A 13807-nucleotide genomic window follows, 5' to 3' on the forward strand; every position below is an offset into this window, starting at 1 on the left:
AGAAGTAACCATGGCGGCGAACCCGAAACAGCTGGTGGTCTTCGCTCCGCTCGCCCTGTTCGGGGCCTGCGGCGACGCCGGTCAGGGCGGGGCGACCGGCGCCCGCGGAACCCTCGAGGGTCCGGACGTGATGCTGGACCCCCTGACCGAAGAGGTCTTCACCGTCGGGTCGGTTGTCGGTGATGCGTGGGACACCTTCGGCAGCGTGAGTTCGGTGGCCTTCGACCGCGAGGGCAACCTGCACATCTTCGACTCCCAGGCCGAGCACATTCTGGTGGTCGGACGGGACGGATCGCTGCTGCGCACGGTGGGAGGACAGGGAGAGGGGCCGGGCGAGTTCAGCAACGCCAGCTCAGCCATCGTCGCCCGTGACGGCTCTTACACGGTGCTGGGCTTCTCGCAGGTCGATCTCTTCGACCCCGGTGGAACCTTCGTGCGGCGCGTCCAGATGGATGCGATCCTCTTTTCCGGTATGGCCCTCCCCGACGGACGCCTGGTCGCCTCGAGCTTCGTTTCGATGGACCCGTCTTCGCGGGCGGCGAGTTCCCCGGAAGAGGAAGGTCGGCCGATTCACCTCATCCCGCTGGATGGGACCGAGCCCGAGATTCTCTACACCGCCTGGATCCTCCCCGAGGATACCGACGACGACGCTTTCGACGTTGATGAGTCCAGGACTATCCGCATGTCGGCGGGGCGCGCCTTCGAGCCGGGACTCTACTACGATGTGCTGACCGACGGCCGGCTCGCCCTTGCCGACTCGATCGGCTACCGCGTGAAGCTGATCGGACTCGACGGGAGCGTCACCGGAGTCGTCGAGCGGCCGATTGCGCCGCTGGCCGTCGACGAAGCGATCATGGAGGCGGAGCGCGAGCGCTACCGTGAAGCCACCGCTCAGCTCCAAAACCTGCAATCGTCGTTCCAGGTAGAACGCGAAGGCGTGGAAGAGCTTGACTTCGCCGACGAAGTGCCGGTCATCGGAGACGTCGAGGTCGACTGGGAGGACCGGATCTGGGTGACCCGAAGGGGAGCGGACGGCAACCGCGACGGTGGTCCGACCGACATCGTGACGCCGGACGGCCGCTACATCGGCACTCTGGCCGCGGATGGACTGCAGACCCCAGCTGCTTTCGGCCCGGACGGCCTGCTGGCCTACATCGAACGGGACGAGCTGGATGTGCCCACCGTCCGGGTGATTCGACTGGTGTCGGTTGAACTGGAGGGCGTGGAACTGAAGGGCTGAGGGAACTCTATCGAGGCAGTCGAAAGCGGAAGGCGACGACCGTGTGCACCTCGAAGGTCGGGTCCATGACGACGCCGACGATGACGTCTTCGCCGAAGAACGGCGGCGGATCGGTCAGCAGCGGGGCCGGTACGACGACGGTGCCGGTGTAGCGTCCGTCGTACTCCAGAACGTCGAAGTACCGCGACGAGGCCATGCCTTCCGGGGGCCAACGCTCGACCCAGATCCGGTCGGAGGCTCCTACGTGGATGGAGTTGAAGGCCGGCAGCGAGTCCGGGATCTCGCCCCTGAGGATCTCCGGCGCAACGTGAAAAACTTCGTCCAGCGGGACGGGAAGCGAATCGAGGCGCGCGTCGAGCGCTCTCATGCTGTCGGCGCGCTCGGCCCGCGGCACCGGTCGTCGCTCTACCTCGGGGCCGTCGATCGTCCTCAGAAGCTCGCCGCCCTCGGCAAACTCGTAGAGTCGGTACGTCTCTCCGTCGCCCATGATGATCGTCCCGCGCCCGGTCATGTCCCAGTCCGCGCGGGAAGCGAAGGGAGGGCTGCTCAGTCCATGGACCATTCGGCCGCTCCAACCAGAACTGGTCGGAGAAGTACCACCGACCCGGTAGTAAGCCGTCCTCTGCCTCGAAAGGTCCCCCAGCTCGGGCACTTTGACCGTGTCGCTCGTTAGGCCCGCTTCGTCGTACTTCATGTAGAAGTATTCCGCAGGTCCCTCCGTCCAGAGTCGATAGTGCGGGTAGTAGTAGACGTCGTCCACCAGCCGAGCCCGCCAGGACTCGGAGTTGTAGTACGGCGGAATGCTCCACGTCTCGGCCACGGAATCCGGATACGCCGACATAGCACTGGTCGCGAAGGTGGTGATCCGGGATCCCCGCACGAAGAGGGTTCCATCGGCGGTGGGCAGGATGTCGACCGGCCGCGTGAACTCGCCGGGGCCCTCGCCTTCCCGTCCGATCCAGGCCATGAAGTCGCCATCGGGCCCGAACACACGAACCGACGGCGAAAGGCGGTCGGCGACGTATATCCGTCCTTGCTGATCGGCGGCCACGGACGTGACATCGCCGAAGATGTACTCGTCGCTCTCGGCTCCGATGCCGGAACTCCCGATGCGGGCGCTGACGACCGCCGTGACGGTGTCGGCCGAGACGCTCCGGACCGGACGGGCGACGGCGGCGGACATGCCCGCGATGCTGATCGCCACGGCAACGAGCCCGGCGGCGATGGTGCTCCGATGTCGGGGATGCGCGTCGAGGATGGCCAGGACTCTCTTTTCCAACGGGGGGTGCACGCGCTGGCCCATTGGTAGAGACAGCACCGGACGACCGGTGTGCGCGTCCGCCGCCAGCGCGAGGAGGTGGGTCGCGTAGTCCGACGGGCGCGTGCCGAGGGCCAGCACCTTCTCGTCGCAGGCCTCTTCGCGCGCCACCGCCGCGAAACGTGCCGCCAACCAGGTCAGCGGATGGATCCAGTAGATCGCGACCACGACCCGGGACATGAACTGCCGGAGCACGTCGCGCCGGTACACGTGGGTCATCTCATGCGTCAGCACGACGCGCCACCGCTCACGGGACCATCCTGCCGAGGATGTCGGGAGGAGGACGACAGGCCTCCATATGCCGCCCGTCATCGGCGTGGTGGCCGTCGGGCTGACGAGGAGTCGAACGTCGCCCCTGATCCCCAGCCGGCGGCGAACCGCCTCCGCCTGTCGAAGCCCGATGGGATCGCGGAGAGGACGAGCCGCGCGAACAAGTCGTGCGCACCGCACGGCGCTCACCCCCAGCGAGGCCAGTGCCGCCGTGCAGCCGACGGCCCAGAGGAGAAGTGCGAGCGGGATCGAGCGCGGTGGCGACACCGGATCCGCCACCGCGACCGCTGCGGATCCGACTTCCGGCAACGATGTGTCGGGGGCAGCAAGCCTGACGGGCGCGTCTCCGGCGACAGCGACCGCGGAGGCCTCCATCGACGGCGACGGGCGCTGCGGGGCCGGGCTACCGGCGGAGGGCAGGATGGGCACGTCCCACGAGGGGCCGAGGAGGCTCAGGGCGGGCAGCCCCAGGAGCAGGGAGAAGGTCATCGTCCACAGCAGATGACGCACGCCTGCGGAACCCTTTCGAGCGAGCCAGGCCAGAGCCAGCGCCGCCGACAGCAGGATCGTGGCCCTGATGACGAGGCCGGGCATGCTCAGGGAGTCGGGAACCAGCAGCGAGTCCATTATCGTCCCGCCTCGGACGCCTCGTCGATGAGCGCCTTGATCCGGGCTCGCTCAGCCGGGGTCAGTTTGGTCTCCTCCAGCTCGAGCAGCGAGGCGACGGCGCCTTCCACCGAGCCGCCGAAGAACGTCTTGAGGACGTGCCGCATCGCCGAACTGCGCGCCCTTTGTGCGGACACCGTGGGTGAATAGACGTACCGGGGACCGTTCCACTCCGCGGACAGATGTCCCTTCTCGACGAGGATCCTCAGCACCGAGCGGACGGCCGAATCGCTGGGAGGGTCGGTCATGCGCTCGCGGATGCGGGCGGCGGTGACGGCGCCCGCCTCGTGGACGATGTCCATGACTTCGCGCTCACGTCTGCTGAGCTGCGGCAGTTCGGTCAACGGGGCTCCACTCGTCCGGGCGTGGAGGCGAGCAACGGGGTCAGGCGCCCGCCGTCACCACCATGGTAAACTGGAGGAGCGGAAAAATCAACAGTTCGTTGAAATTTCAGCGGCGGCGGATTCCTGCACGCACTGGCTCATGGCGAATGGTCCGTGAGCGTGCGGGCTCCGGCAGGTCGCGCGGGATTCCGCGGAACCACGGTTTCCGGGGACCGGCTATCTCTGGTCGATCAGGCGGCCGGACAGGTACTTGTGGATTACGCTCGACAGTAGCGTCTGGTACGGGATCCCCTCCTCGCGCGCCCGTGCATGGGCAAGATCGAAGTCGCGTTCAGTGACCCTGAGGTTGACGCGACGGGTCTTCTTGAACGTGCTGCGGGCCGCCTCACGCGCGGTCATCATCTCGCCCTCAACGCCGGGGACGGGGCGCAACTCTCCCCGGTCGAACTTCTCCAGGATCTCCCGCTCTTCCCGGTTCAGTTGGTCGTTCATGGCGATTGCCTCCTCTGGTAGTCCCGCGTCGCTTTCCGGCTGGGGATGATCGTCTTCAGGAAACGCGTGCCGTCCTCGCTGATTACGAACGGGACGAGGTAGAGGTACCGGTCGACGTCCACGACGTAGATCATCTGCCCCGGGTACTTTTCCTGGTTCGGGTGTTCCAGCACGTCCACCAAGCCTCCGCGCTCAATCGCGGAAATCACTCGCTCGAACGAGATCCCGTCACTGACAACCCTCGCCTGACGTTCCGCTGTCAACAAGGCGTGTCAGCAGCCGAAGGGACAAATCCGCCGTGTGAAGGAGGGCTCCGTGAGCACGAGTACCGAACCACTGAAGCGTACGATTCGTTGGCTCCAGGTCTACTCCGCGCTGATGACCATCGCGCTGGCCGTGCTCTTCGTCAGGAGCGGGGCGGCTTCGGATGATGTGATCAGAACCCGTGGCCTGATCATCGAGGACGAGGCCGGGCGCGAGAGAATCCTCATCGGCGCCCCGGTCCCGGAGGCCGTCAACCGCGTTCGCACCGATGAGGCCCGGGTGCGGGAGATCTGGGGACCCCGGTTTCCGGACGCCTACATGGGCTACTACCAGGACTACGTTCACGAAACCACCGGGCTGCTGATTCTGAGCGAGGACGGGTTTGATCGCTTGGTCGTCGGGGATCCGGTGCCCGATCCGAACATCGGCAGGCGTCTCGCGCCGAGTACGGGCATGGTGATCAACGACCACGAGGGGTTCGAGCGGATGGGGTACGGCCTGAAGCCGATGGACGGCCGCTATCGCGTCAGTCTGGGCCTCGACACGGATCGCATCCAGGAGGGTCTCTTGCTGACCCTGGACGACGACGGCCTGAACGGCGTCACGGTGGGCACCGGGGCGAACGGGATCTTTCTTGGCAGTGCGCCCGCCGGACACGGGTGGACGGGCCTTGAGGAGGAGTTTCAGGGCCTGCTGGTACGGCGGGACGGCGAGATCGTGCACAAGATCAATCTCGCGGACGGCAACTGACGCAGTCAGCATCCGCCGATGCGATCGTCAGGCGGGCGCCTCGATGTCGATCTCGCGTGCCACCGAGGCGAAGTGGCGGACGTTCCAGCTGATGATCGTCGAGGCGCGAGCCTTCAGCGCGCATGCCGCGATGAGCATGTCGTACGTCTGTCCGCCGATCACTCCGCTTCGCTGGGCTTTGCGCAGCGCGCGCCAGGTTCTCGGCCGCCGTAAGGTGTACGACCGGCGTTTCGCCCCAGTTCGCCTCCAGTAGCGCGAGGGCGTCTGCGGATCGCAGGCGATTGGGTCCGAGTAGCCGGGTGAGGACGGCGTACGTTTCCGCCAGCGAATGAGCGGCAAGAACAAGCTCTTCGCCTCCCCGCTCGCGTCGCTCGATCGCGGCGCGGGTCCGCGCGTGGTGTTCATGCCAGGAGCAAACGATCGCGACGAGGGCGCTTGTGTCGCAGAGGTAGCGGGTCACCCGGCCCCTTGAGTCCCGCCCTCCGAGGGTGCGCCGGAGCGGAGGCCGGCGGTCGTCTCCTCGACCTCCGCCGCCGTCAGGACGGGCCGTCCCTCTCGCGGCACCGCGACCACGGCGGAACCGTGCCGTTCAAGCGAGACGTCCAGCGGTACGGGTTCGATCTCGACGCGGCCGTCCCGGACCCGGAATCGGACGCGGGTTCCGGGGCGTAACCGGCTCGCCTCCCGAACCGCCTTGGGCACAACCAGGCGGCCAGCTTTATCGATGGTAGTTTCCATGGTAATAATAATGCCATTTATGGCACCATCGATCAAGGTCCTGGGGGTGGAGGGATGGGTCGAGAGGGGCGCAGACAACGCTCGCCTGACGTGCCACTGTCACACTCGCAGCAGCGTGGGACCTAATCCGGTTTCCCCTCGAGACGCAGCGATCGCGTGTTGGAGCCGCCAACGGCCAGAGCCATATGAAGGAGGAACCCCTTGAGTCCGAGTCCCGAACGATTGACGCGTACGATTCGTTGGCTCCAGATCTACACGGCATTGATGACCGTCGCGCTGGTCGTGCTGTTCGTCAGAAGCGGGGCGGCAGCGGACGGCGTAATCAGAGCCCGGGGGCTTGTCATCGAGGACGCGGGCGGGCGCGAGAGAATCCTCATCGGCGCCCCGGTCCCCGAGGCCGCCAACCGTGTTCGTACCGATGAAGCTCGCGTGCGGGAGGTGTGGGCACCCGGGTTTCCGGACGCCTACATGGACTTCTACCAGGACTACAGCCACGAGACCAACGGCATCTTAATCCTCAGCGAGGACGGATTCGATCGCCTCGCCCTCGGAGATCCGGCGCCCGACCCCAACATCGGCAAGCGTAGCTCGCCGATCACGGGCATGGTGATCAACAACGCCGAAGGATTCGAGCGGACGGGGTACGGTCTGCTGCCGGTGGACGGCGGCTACAACGTCGGCCTGGGTCTCGACACGGATCGCATCGAAGAGGGTCTCGTCCTGATTCTGGAAGATGACGGCCCGCGCGGCGTTCTCGTGGGCACCGGACCGGACCGGATCTTTCTTGGCAGCGCGCCTGCCGAACACGATTGGACGGGCCTTGCGGAGGAGTTTCAGGGACTGCTGGTCCGGCGAGACGGCGAGACCGTGTACCAGATGAATCTCGCGGTCGACAACTGACGCGGCCGGCAAGGATCTTTGCGTGGACTATCACTGAAGGGGAGGACCAACCATGGCCATGCACGACCCGCCGCATCCGGGCCGCATCGTGAGGCGGCAGTGCCTCGAGCCGCTGGGTCTGACCGTGACGCGGGCGGCCGAGGGCCTGGGCGTTACACGGCAGGCGCTCTCGGAGTTGGTGAACGAGCACACAGGGGTGTCTGTCGAGATGGCGATCCGGCTGTCGAAGGCTTTCGGCTCGACGCCCGAGACGTGGCTGGGGATGCAGATGGCGTACGATCTCTGGCAGGCGCGCGGTCACGCCGGAGAGATCGCGGTTGAACGGGACGCCGCCGCCCGGATGGACGCACTGCGAGCGCGATTGCCCGCAGTCGAGACCGATCAGATCGCCCGATGGATACGAGAGGAGCGGGAGCAACGGCTGCCGTGATCGTAACGCCGATAGTTGGCAAGACGCGGATCGTCGGAGTATTGCGGCTCCCGGCGCTTCGAGCGGCGAGTCAGGAAGCTCCTTGGCCGCCCACGAGAGCCATCACCGGGTAGAGCGTGCCGGTATACGTGATGAAGTGCCATGTCTCCGTATTGAGTGACTTCGTCCACCAGCGGCCCGATTCTCTCTGGTTCCGCCTGAGCCACTCAACGCCTCGCTGCACGGCGGGGTGCGTGGGCGGCACCCCGGCGGACGACAGCACCACAACCGCCAAACCGGTTTGGTGGCCATCGCTCGCGGGACCCCCGAAGTCCGCCTCGCCTCGCAGGCGTTCCGCGCGGTTGCCCCTGCCCCACTGTTCGGGCTGAGCGAAAGAGCGAATCGACCATCCCCCGTCCGGGCGCTGACGGTCGAGGATCATCCTGATGATGTCCTGCTTCCTGTCGGCGCTGATCACGCCAGGCAGATACCGGTCCGCCCAGAGCAACGCCACACGAGCGTAGTCATGGGGAGGAGGGACCTGCCGCAGGTACTCTCGCAGACTCGCGATCTGCTTCTGCACCTGGGGAGAGGTTGCCTGCTCGAGCCATCCCGGAGCGAGGCCCACGCCCATGGCCGCCACGGTCGCGAGCTGAAATGCGTCGGACTCGAACGGCGGCCATGTGTCCGGCGAGTGCCAGGCCCCGTCGTCGCGCTGAAGGCTGAACATGAGCTGCAGAGCTTGCTCGGTCTCGGGAGACAGCCGCTGGTCCACGTACGCATCCCAGGATGCCAGAGACGCGGCCAGGTGCACGACTTCTGCGGGGTCCACTCCCTGCTGGAGCTCTGCGGGACCCTTGGCGAGCCTCTCCTGAAGACGCTGTTCGAGAAAGACCCGGGAGGCTGCATCGGGCCGCCCCAGGCTCTCGGCGAGTTGCGGACGAAGGATCCCGTACCAACCCGTGGTGTGACACGAGACGCAGCCGCGGTTGTTTGCCCACGCCTTGGCTCCACCTTCGAGGTAGGTGACGGCCCGTTCGATGGACAGATTCTCCGCCATCGGTTCATCCTCCGACGCGGGCGGGATGGAGATCTCTCCGTAGTGATACTGGTGCAGACGGTGATCGGGCTCCTGCTGCGCGTGAAGCTCGGAGCCGAGAAGCGAAATCCCAACGGACAGTCCGAGTGCGGCGTGCAGGAGTCTCATGGCCGAGCGCAGTCCTCTCGCGTTGGGAGTGGAGCTCCGGTCATCGTAGACGCCTCGCGCGTGGCCGGCCAGTCTGCGAGGCTGCATGGTATTGTACCTCAACCCGAAACACGGATGCTCGACATGAAAGCTCTGCCGTGCGCGCCGCTGGGTTCCCCGGTTTCCGCTGCGAGACGCCTTGCTTCGATCGGGCTCTTGCTCGGTCTGGTCGCCGCGGCCGGCTGCCGTGAATCGACGGTTGCTCCGGGTGTCCCCGAAGCCAACGTGGTGGTCGCCGATGGCCGCGACCGGGGAGACGACCCCTACATCGTGAACTCGGCCGCTGTCGACGGACACGGGCTGACCATCGAGGTCTCGTACGCCGGCGGCTGTCGGAGGCACGACTTCACGTTGGTGATCTCGAAGACGTTCCTGGAGTCGGATCCCGTGCAACTTCGGGCCGTGCTCGCTCATGAGGCGAACGGCGATGCCTGCGAGGCGGGGATCACCGAGTCTCTCGACTTCGACCTCGCCCTGGTCAGGGCGCGCTATCAGGAGTTCTATGGGCCGGGTGCGGGCACGGTCGTCCTTCGGATCACGGGTGTGTCCGGTGACGACCTCGTGTACAAATTCGTCGGGTAGCGCCGGGGTGGGGCCAACGCCGCAGGGTCGTCACAGCGTGGGGAACTCCGGGCACGCTTTGGGGCATGTTGAAGCAACCTGGGCATCCGTGAGGAGGACTCTTGATGCGGTACGTTTATCCTTGTGAGCTGACGCCCGAGAAGCACGGCGGCTACTCGGTGTCGTTCCCGAATGTGCCGGAGGCGCTGACATGCGGCGACGACCGGGACGAAGCCCTGGCCATGGCCGAGGACGCCCTGGCCGTGGCGCTCGGTTCGTACATGCAGTGTCGCGAGGACATTCCGGTGCCGGAGACCGCGTTGGGCGAGCAGGAGATGATCGCGGTCCCACTGGTCGTTGCGGCGAAGCTCGCTCTCTACACTGCCATGCGACGGTTCGGAAGCTTCTGAACCCGAATCACCGCTCACACATCGCGCAAATCGAGAGAGCGCTCGCGAAGGTGGGGCGGCGGCTTGTCGCGGAGGACGCGACCGTTTAGCGGAGACGGCCGGCGCGTACCGCCGACCTCGGGACTGCCCGTCCTGGAGGGTCAGTGAGGCGGGTGGGGCGCTACGAGTTCAAGCAGTTCGACCGCCTGATCCCGCGAGACCGTAGGGTAGTCGTCGAGGAAATCGTCGAGTCGGTCGCCCGCTTCGAGATGCTCCATGAGTATCCGCACTGGGACCCTCGTGCCGGAGAACACGGGAGTCCCGCCCAGGATGTCGGGGTTCCTATCGATAAGCTTGTCCGTCATGTTGCCTCCGCCCGCGCTTCCCGATCACTGCCTGGAGCCCGGTCTGCGCTCTCCGCCCAGCACCCGAAGCGCAATCTCCGGGGCTTTGTCCAAGATCCGGAGCAGCGTTCTGGCGGCGCCTGTGGGGCCCCGCTTGCCCTGTTCCCAGTTGCGGATCGTCTCGTGCGATACGTCGATGCGCCGCGCAAACTCCACCTGCGTCAGGCCCATGCGCCTGCGTACCCGGCGGGCGAACCGCGCCATGTCCCGCATCGCTTCGGCGTCGTCCTCGCGTTGCTGCGCGGTCAGGTCCGCCTCGGTGGTGCGGTCCAGGGCCGCGTGGTCGACCCTCCCTTCGGGCAGGCTTCGCGGGTCGTCCGGATCAATCCGTGCGCGCGTTGTGTTCATGTGTGTGTTGTAGGCCATTGGCCTACCGTCGTCAAGTTCGTGGGAACGTGTGGAGTTGAGCGAGCACAACCGTGGCGCGATCCGTAGGGAGCGGTGCGGTGTTATGGTGCCAAGCCTAGGTCCGAGGCACTTGGGGACGAGGACCGTTCAGGAACGCTTCCGCTGAGAGATTGAGCAAGCTGGAAGCTTGGGTGGTCGAGGCTGAGATCGCGGAACGGGAGCCGATGCTCGTCAGTCGAGGAAACACGGAGCGACATGGACTTCCTGGCTGACTTGATCGACATCGTGCGCGGGTGTTTCCGGGAAGATGGAATTGCCTATGACGGGGGTGGGGATCCCCGAGAGTTGGCTGCCCTCTATTGCGAAACTCGAATCAGGCGGATCATTCCAAGACCGCGCGAGGTGCATTTTTCTGAAGAGATCCACGCCTCGCTGGGAAGGCTCGTGCGAGAAACGGATCCAGACGAGAGGGGAAAGGCACTAGCAGCGTGGCGAACCGTCTTCACTCTCCGGAACTGCTTGGCTAGGGGCGAGGAGGTCACGCGATTCCTTAGCAAGGGAGTCGCGAAGGCAACGAGTAAAGACGGGATGTTGTGGGACTTCGGCATGCACCATTTCCATCTCTGCAGGCTCCTCGACGACCGTGCGACGTTCGTGGAACGATCAGATCACTTGCTGTTCGCGATCACCGCGGACGACGCGGCGTATTTCGTGGACGTCAGAAGGCACGATGACCCCGAGCGGCTCGGATGGGTTCGGCAAGACCTCCTGCGCATCGTCCACTCCAATTGGCCCGCGCTGGTCGAACACCACGAGCTTCGTGGCGTAGCGGGAGACAGACTTACGGACCAAGAGAAGCAGTCCCTAAGGCAGCGTCACCTCAATCATGTCACTGAGATCGGAGGCAAGGCTATTGGGCCGGTCGGGTGGGGCGTGATGGCGAACGGATCGAGTGCCTGGTGCCGCGTGTGGGGCGACAAGCTCATCCATGAGATCAAACGGCATAGACGATTCTTCGGTGGACAACCGCCGGAAGTACGGAGAGCGTTGATCGAGGGGGGAGCGAAGGTTGCCGGGAAGATGGAGTTCCGCCTCATGCGAATGGATGACCTCAGCCCATCGGCCGAACTCTTGGAAGCGCTGAAGGAAGACCGGTGCTTGAGCAAGGATTTGTGTGGGATGGGCTTCGTTGTCGTCGAAGCGACCACTGGAGCGCCCGTCGTGGTCGTGGTGGAAGATTGGAGTTGCCCCGCTTTGACGGACACCTATCCATTGGGGTCAAGCAAGGAGGTGTCCTATGGCGGGCCGGCAGGGGCGGTATCCGTCCGAGTACAGGGAGCGGCTGGTGGAACTGGCGAGGAGCGGGCGTAGCGCCGCGTCACTCGCCCGGGAGTTCGATCCGTCGGAGCAGACGATCCGGAACTGGGTCCGGCGGGCGGACGTGGACGAGGGGTTCCGTAGCGACGGGCTGACGACGGAGGCGCGCAACGAACTGCGGCGCCTGGAGCGTGAGAACAAGCGGCTCAGGATGGAGCGGGACATCCTAAAAAAAGCCGCGGCCTGACCACCGCTGCGCGGCGGTGCCCCGCGCAGGAGAGCGGATCGATCCCCGGCGGGGGTACGCGTTCATGAAGGCGCACCGGGCCGAGTTTCCGCTTCGGGCCATGTGCCGGGTGCTGGGTCTCTCCCCCAGCGGCTACTACGACTGGCTCAAGCGTCCTGCCTCGGACCGCGCGCGGCGGGACGCGCAACTCGAGGCGCGGATCGGGGCGATCTGGACCGGGAGCGGCGAGACGTACGGCCGTCCGCGGATCCACGCGACGCTCAGGGCCGAGGGCGAGCGGGTGGGCCAGAAGCGCGTGGGGCGGCTGATGAGGGGCTTGGGGATCGAGGGCGCGACCAGGCGGCGTTTCAAGACGGCGACGACGAAGAGGGACACCGAGGCCCGGCCCGCGCCGGACCTGGTGAGGCGGGACTTCTCGGCCTCCGGGCCCGACGAGCTGTGGGTGGCCGACATCACGTATGTGCCCACTTGGGCGGGCTGGCTGTACCTGGCCGTTGTGCTCGACGTCTGGAGCCGTCGCGTCGTCGGCTGGGCCATGGCGACGCACATGCGGACCGAACTCGTCGAGGCCGCGCTGTCGATGGCCCTCGCGCGCCGTCGTCCCCGGGGGCGCATCGTCCATCACTCCGACAGGGGCTCGCAGTACACCTCGCTCGCCTTCGGGGAGCGCTGTCGCGAGTCGGGCATCGCCCAGTCCATGGGCTCGGCGGGCGATGCGTACGACAACGCCATGTGCGAGTCGTTCTTCGCGACGCTCGAGTGCGAGCTGATCTGGAAGCGCTCCTTCCGCACGGCGGACGAGGCGCGACGGGAGGTCTTCGGCTTCATCGAGGGCTTCTACAACACCCGGCGGCTGCACTCCGCACTCGGCTACGAGTCGCCGGCAGACTACGAGAGGAACCATGCGGCCTGAGGCGCACCGGCGGCGCGCACGGACGTCCTCTCCCGAGCGCCTGAGAGAGGCCGAAAGGAGAAGAGCCCGAGACGATCAACCACAGAAACTAACCGTCCGTGAAAGCGGGACAGCTCCAGATTCGCCGTGATGCACAACCCAGTGCCGCGGTAACGCCAATGGAGTGACGATCTATGGTTACAGACGTGTCGGCAGACCGCGTCGTCTCCTGTCTGAAGCGGTTGGGGGCGGATTCGCTCGAACGGAAGGGCGGCGTCAGCGGCATCGACATCGAGAACGACGCGCGCGCCCTCGTGAACGACCTCGAGCGTTACCCGCACGCGTTCGTGCTGGCCTGTATCGCGGATCGGCAAACGGAAGCCAACATCGTCTGGAGTCTTCCACACGCGATCCGTGAGGCCGCCTCGGGCTTCGACTTCGACACGCTGCTGAGCCTTCCGAAGAACGTGTGGGCCTCCGCACTCGCGTCGTCCGGCCACTGGCTGGCCACCGAGCTGGAACAATTGCTTCCCGCGGCCATCCGACACATCGGGAACAGGTACGGCGGGGACGCATCACGTATCTGGGCCGACGGGAGCAGCGGCGCTGCGGTGGCTAGGCGGTTCCTGGCCTTTGACGGTGTGGGCCTGAAGATCGCCAACATGGCCGTGAACATCCTGATTCGCGATTTCGACATCGAACTCGCGGCGCCCATGCCCGACATTGCGGTCGATACCCACGTCCTGCGGGTGTTTGAGCGACTGGGCCTTCTGGGCAGGCTCGAACACAGCCCGCTAAGCTCGACCAAGAACAAGCAGAAACTCCGGCTCCCGCTGCGCGCTCGCGAACTCAGTCCAGAGTGGCCGGGGGAAATCGACTGGCCAGCATGGCGTGTCGGCAAGACTTGGTGTCACGTACGGCGCCCGCCCGATTGCCACAAGTGCTACATGAGATCGGTGTGCCCGAGGGACGGAGTCACGGCGCACTCCACGGCTGGATCGTGAACTTGAGC

16 protein-coding genes and 3 pseudogenes are annotated in these 13807 nt (G+C 65.9%); 9 read left to right on the top strand and 10 right to left on the bottom strand.

The genetic code is table 11. The features are described 5' to 3' along the window. Positions 1 to 10 precede the first annotated feature (10 nt). A complete protein-coding gene (locus ACOOGH_RS11365) occupies positions 11 to 1240 on the top strand; it encodes a 6-bladed beta-propeller (protein WP_420449029.1) in 1230 nt (409 codons plus the stop codon). A gap of 7 nt (positions 1241 to 1247) precedes the next feature. Here the strand turns inward: ACOOGH_RS11365 and ACOOGH_RS11370 are convergent, their stop codons facing one another. From ACOOGH_RS11370 to ACOOGH_RS11385, 4 genes are all read right to left on the bottom strand, one after another. Beyond that, complete coding sequence (locus ACOOGH_RS11370) at positions 1248 to 3455, bottom strand: M56 family metallopeptidase (protein ID WP_420449030.1); 2208 nt, start codon at positions 3453 to 3455, stop codon at positions 1248 to 1250. Beyond that, complete coding sequence (locus tag ACOOGH_RS11375) at positions 3455 to 3838, bottom strand: BlaI/MecI/CopY family transcriptional regulator (RefSeq protein ID WP_420449031.1); 384 nt, start codon at positions 3836 to 3838, stop codon at positions 3455 to 3457. Before ACOOGH_RS11375 ends, ACOOGH_RS11370 begins: the two co-directional genes overlap by 1 nt. 216 nt (positions 3839 to 4054) lie before the next feature. Continuing rightward, a complete protein-coding gene (locus ACOOGH_RS11380) occupies positions 4055 to 4330 on the bottom strand; it encodes an antitoxin (protein WP_420449032.1) in 276 nt (91 codons plus the stop codon). Next, positions 4327 to 4509, bottom strand: a complete 183-nt coding sequence (locus tag ACOOGH_RS11385) for a hypothetical protein (protein WP_420449033.1) — start codon at positions 4507 to 4509, stop codon at positions 4327 to 4329. The genes ACOOGH_RS11380 and ACOOGH_RS11385 overlap by 4 nt, the downstream gene beginning before the upstream one ends. A gap of 136 nt (positions 4510 to 4645) precedes the next feature. Between ACOOGH_RS11385 and ACOOGH_RS11390 the strand changes: the two genes are divergently transcribed. Further along, the gene (locus tag ACOOGH_RS11390; protein ID WP_420449034.1) at positions 4646 to 5344 is read left to right on the top strand and encodes a hypothetical protein; all 699 of its coding nucleotides are present in this window, start codon (positions 4646 to 4648) and stop codon (positions 5342 to 5344) included. Positions 5345 to 5371: 27 nt separating this feature from the next. Here the strand turns inward: ACOOGH_RS11390 and ACOOGH_RS11395 are convergent, their stop codons facing one another. The 3 genes and pseudogenes from ACOOGH_RS11395 to ACOOGH_RS11405 form a co-directional block, all read right to left on the bottom strand. Continuing rightward, positions 5372 to 5506 (bottom strand): hypothetical protein, encoded by a 135-nt coding sequence (locus ACOOGH_RS11395; protein ID WP_420450167.1) that lies wholly within the window; start codon positions 5504 to 5506, stop codon positions 5372 to 5374. A gap of 28 nt (positions 5507 to 5534) precedes the next feature. Then, positions 5535 to 5804, bottom strand: a pseudogene (locus tag ACOOGH_RS11400) (PIN domain-containing protein); the annotation flags it as partial. Next, positions 5801 to 6082, bottom strand: a complete 282-nt coding sequence (locus ACOOGH_RS11405) for an AbrB/MazE/SpoVT family DNA-binding domain-containing protein (RefSeq protein WP_420449035.1) — start codon at positions 6080 to 6082, stop codon at positions 5801 to 5803. The pseudogene ACOOGH_RS11400 and the gene ACOOGH_RS11405, both read right to left, overlap by 4 nt. A gap of 201 nt (positions 6083 to 6283) precedes the next feature. Here ACOOGH_RS11405 and ACOOGH_RS11410 point away from each other — a divergent pair, with 201 nt between their 5' ends. Both ACOOGH_RS11410 and ACOOGH_RS11415 read left to right on the top strand, forming a co-directional pair. Beyond that, positions 6284 to 6982, top strand: a complete 699-nt coding sequence (locus ACOOGH_RS11410) for a hypothetical protein (protein ID WP_420449036.1) — start codon at positions 6284 to 6286, stop codon at positions 6980 to 6982. Positions 6983 to 7034: 52 nt separating this feature from the next. Then, positions 7035 to 7307, top strand: a pseudogene (locus tag ACOOGH_RS11415) (HigA family addiction module antitoxin); the annotation flags it as partial. Between the two features lie 175 nt (positions 7308 to 7482). Here the strand turns inward: ACOOGH_RS11415 and ACOOGH_RS11420 are convergent. Continuing rightward, complete coding sequence (locus ACOOGH_RS11420) at positions 7483 to 8685, bottom strand: hypothetical protein (RefSeq protein ID WP_420449037.1); 1203 nt, start codon at positions 8683 to 8685, stop codon at positions 7483 to 7485. 36 nt (positions 8686 to 8721) lie between these two features. Here ACOOGH_RS11420 and ACOOGH_RS11425 point away from each other — a divergent pair, with 36 nt between their 5' ends. Beyond that, complete coding sequence (locus ACOOGH_RS11425; RefSeq protein ID WP_420449038.1) at positions 8722 to 9219, top strand: hypothetical protein; 498 nt, start codon at positions 8722 to 8724, stop codon at positions 9217 to 9219. Positions 9220 to 9323: 104 nt separating this feature from the next. After that, positions 9324 to 9608, top strand: coding sequence for a type II toxin-antitoxin system HicB family antitoxin (locus ACOOGH_RS11430; protein WP_420449039.1), 285 nt, complete (start codon positions 9324 to 9326; stop codon positions 9606 to 9608). A gap of 140 nt (positions 9609 to 9748) precedes the next feature. On the opposite strand, the gene ACOOGH_RS11435 is transcribed toward ACOOGH_RS11430, so the two are convergent. Together ACOOGH_RS11435 and ACOOGH_RS11440 are read right to left on the bottom strand one after the other, a co-directional pair. Then, a complete protein-coding gene (locus tag ACOOGH_RS11435) occupies positions 9749 to 9952 on the bottom strand; it encodes a DUF433 domain-containing protein (RefSeq protein WP_420449040.1) in 204 nt (67 codons plus the stop codon). A 24-nt stretch (positions 9953 to 9976) separates the two neighbouring features. Then, positions 9977 to 10357, bottom strand: coding sequence for a helix-turn-helix domain-containing protein (locus ACOOGH_RS11440; RefSeq protein ID WP_420449041.1), 381 nt, complete (start codon positions 10355 to 10357; stop codon positions 9977 to 9979). A gap of 237 nt (positions 10358 to 10594) precedes the next feature. Between ACOOGH_RS11440 and ACOOGH_RS11445 the strand changes: the two genes are divergently transcribed. The 3 genes and pseudogenes from ACOOGH_RS11445 to ACOOGH_RS11455 all read left to right on the top strand — a co-directional run bounded on the left by ACOOGH_RS11445 (position 10595) and on the right by ACOOGH_RS11455 (position 13799). Continuing rightward, complete coding sequence (locus tag ACOOGH_RS11445) at positions 10595 to 11710, top strand: hypothetical protein (RefSeq protein ID WP_420449042.1); 1116 nt, start codon at positions 10595 to 10597, stop codon at positions 11708 to 11710. Next, a pseudogene (locus tag ACOOGH_RS11450) lies at positions 11637 to 12816 on the top strand (IS3 family transposase). Before ACOOGH_RS11445 ends, ACOOGH_RS11450 begins: the two are co-directional and overlap by 74 nt. 185 nt (positions 12817 to 13001) lie before the next feature. Then, positions 13002 to 13799, top strand: coding sequence for an iron-sulfur cluster loop (locus ACOOGH_RS11455; RefSeq protein ID WP_420449043.1), 798 nt, complete (start codon positions 13002 to 13004; stop codon positions 13797 to 13799). Positions 13800 to 13807: the final 8 nt, after the last annotated feature.

The sequence above is a fragment of the Candidatus Palauibacter sp. genome, assembly GCF_965213655.1.
In the GTDB taxonomy this organism is placed as follows: domain Bacteria; phylum Gemmatimonadota; class Gemmatimonadetes; order Palauibacterales; family Palauibacteraceae; genus Palauibacter.

Excerpts from the sequence above, each read along its gene's own strand:
- ACOOGH_RS11440 (WP_420449041.1), bottom strand. The coding sequence starts at position 10,357 with ATGGCCTACAACACACACATGAACACAACGCGCGCACGGATTGATCCG.
- ACOOGH_RS11425 (WP_420449038.1), top strand. The coding sequence starts at position 8,722 with ATGAAAGCTCTGCCGTGCGCGCCGCTGGGTTCCCCGGTTTCCGCTGCG.
- ACOOGH_RS11430 (WP_420449039.1), top strand. The coding sequence starts at position 9,324 with ATGCGGTACGTTTATCCTTGTGAGCTGACGCCCGAGAAGCACGGCGGC.
- ACOOGH_RS11370 (WP_420449030.1), bottom strand. The coding sequence starts at position 3,455 with ATGGACTCGCTGCTGGTTCCCGACTCCCTGAGCATGCCCGGCCTCGTC.
- ACOOGH_RS11435 (WP_420449040.1), bottom strand. The coding sequence starts at position 9,952 with ATGACGGACAAGCTTATCGATAGGAACCCCGACATCCTGGGCGGGACT.
- ACOOGH_RS11445 (WP_420449042.1), top strand. The coding sequence starts at position 10,595 with ATGGACTTCCTGGCTGACTTGATCGACATCGTGCGCGGGTGTTTCCGG.
- ACOOGH_RS11380 (WP_420449032.1), bottom strand. The coding sequence starts at position 4,330 with ATGAACGACCAACTGAACCGGGAAGAGCGGGAGATCCTGGAGAAGTTC.
- ACOOGH_RS11365 (WP_420449029.1), top strand. The coding sequence starts at position 11 with ATGGCGGCGAACCCGAAACAGCTGGTGGTCTTCGCTCCGCTCGCCCTG.
- ACOOGH_RS11420 (WP_420449037.1), bottom strand. The coding sequence starts at position 8,685 with ATGCAGCCTCGCAGACTGGCCGGCCACGCGCGAGGCGTCTACGATGAC.
- ACOOGH_RS11405 (WP_420449035.1), bottom strand. The coding sequence starts at position 6,082 with ATGGAAACTACCATCGATAAAGCTGGCCGCCTGGTTGTGCCCAAGGCG.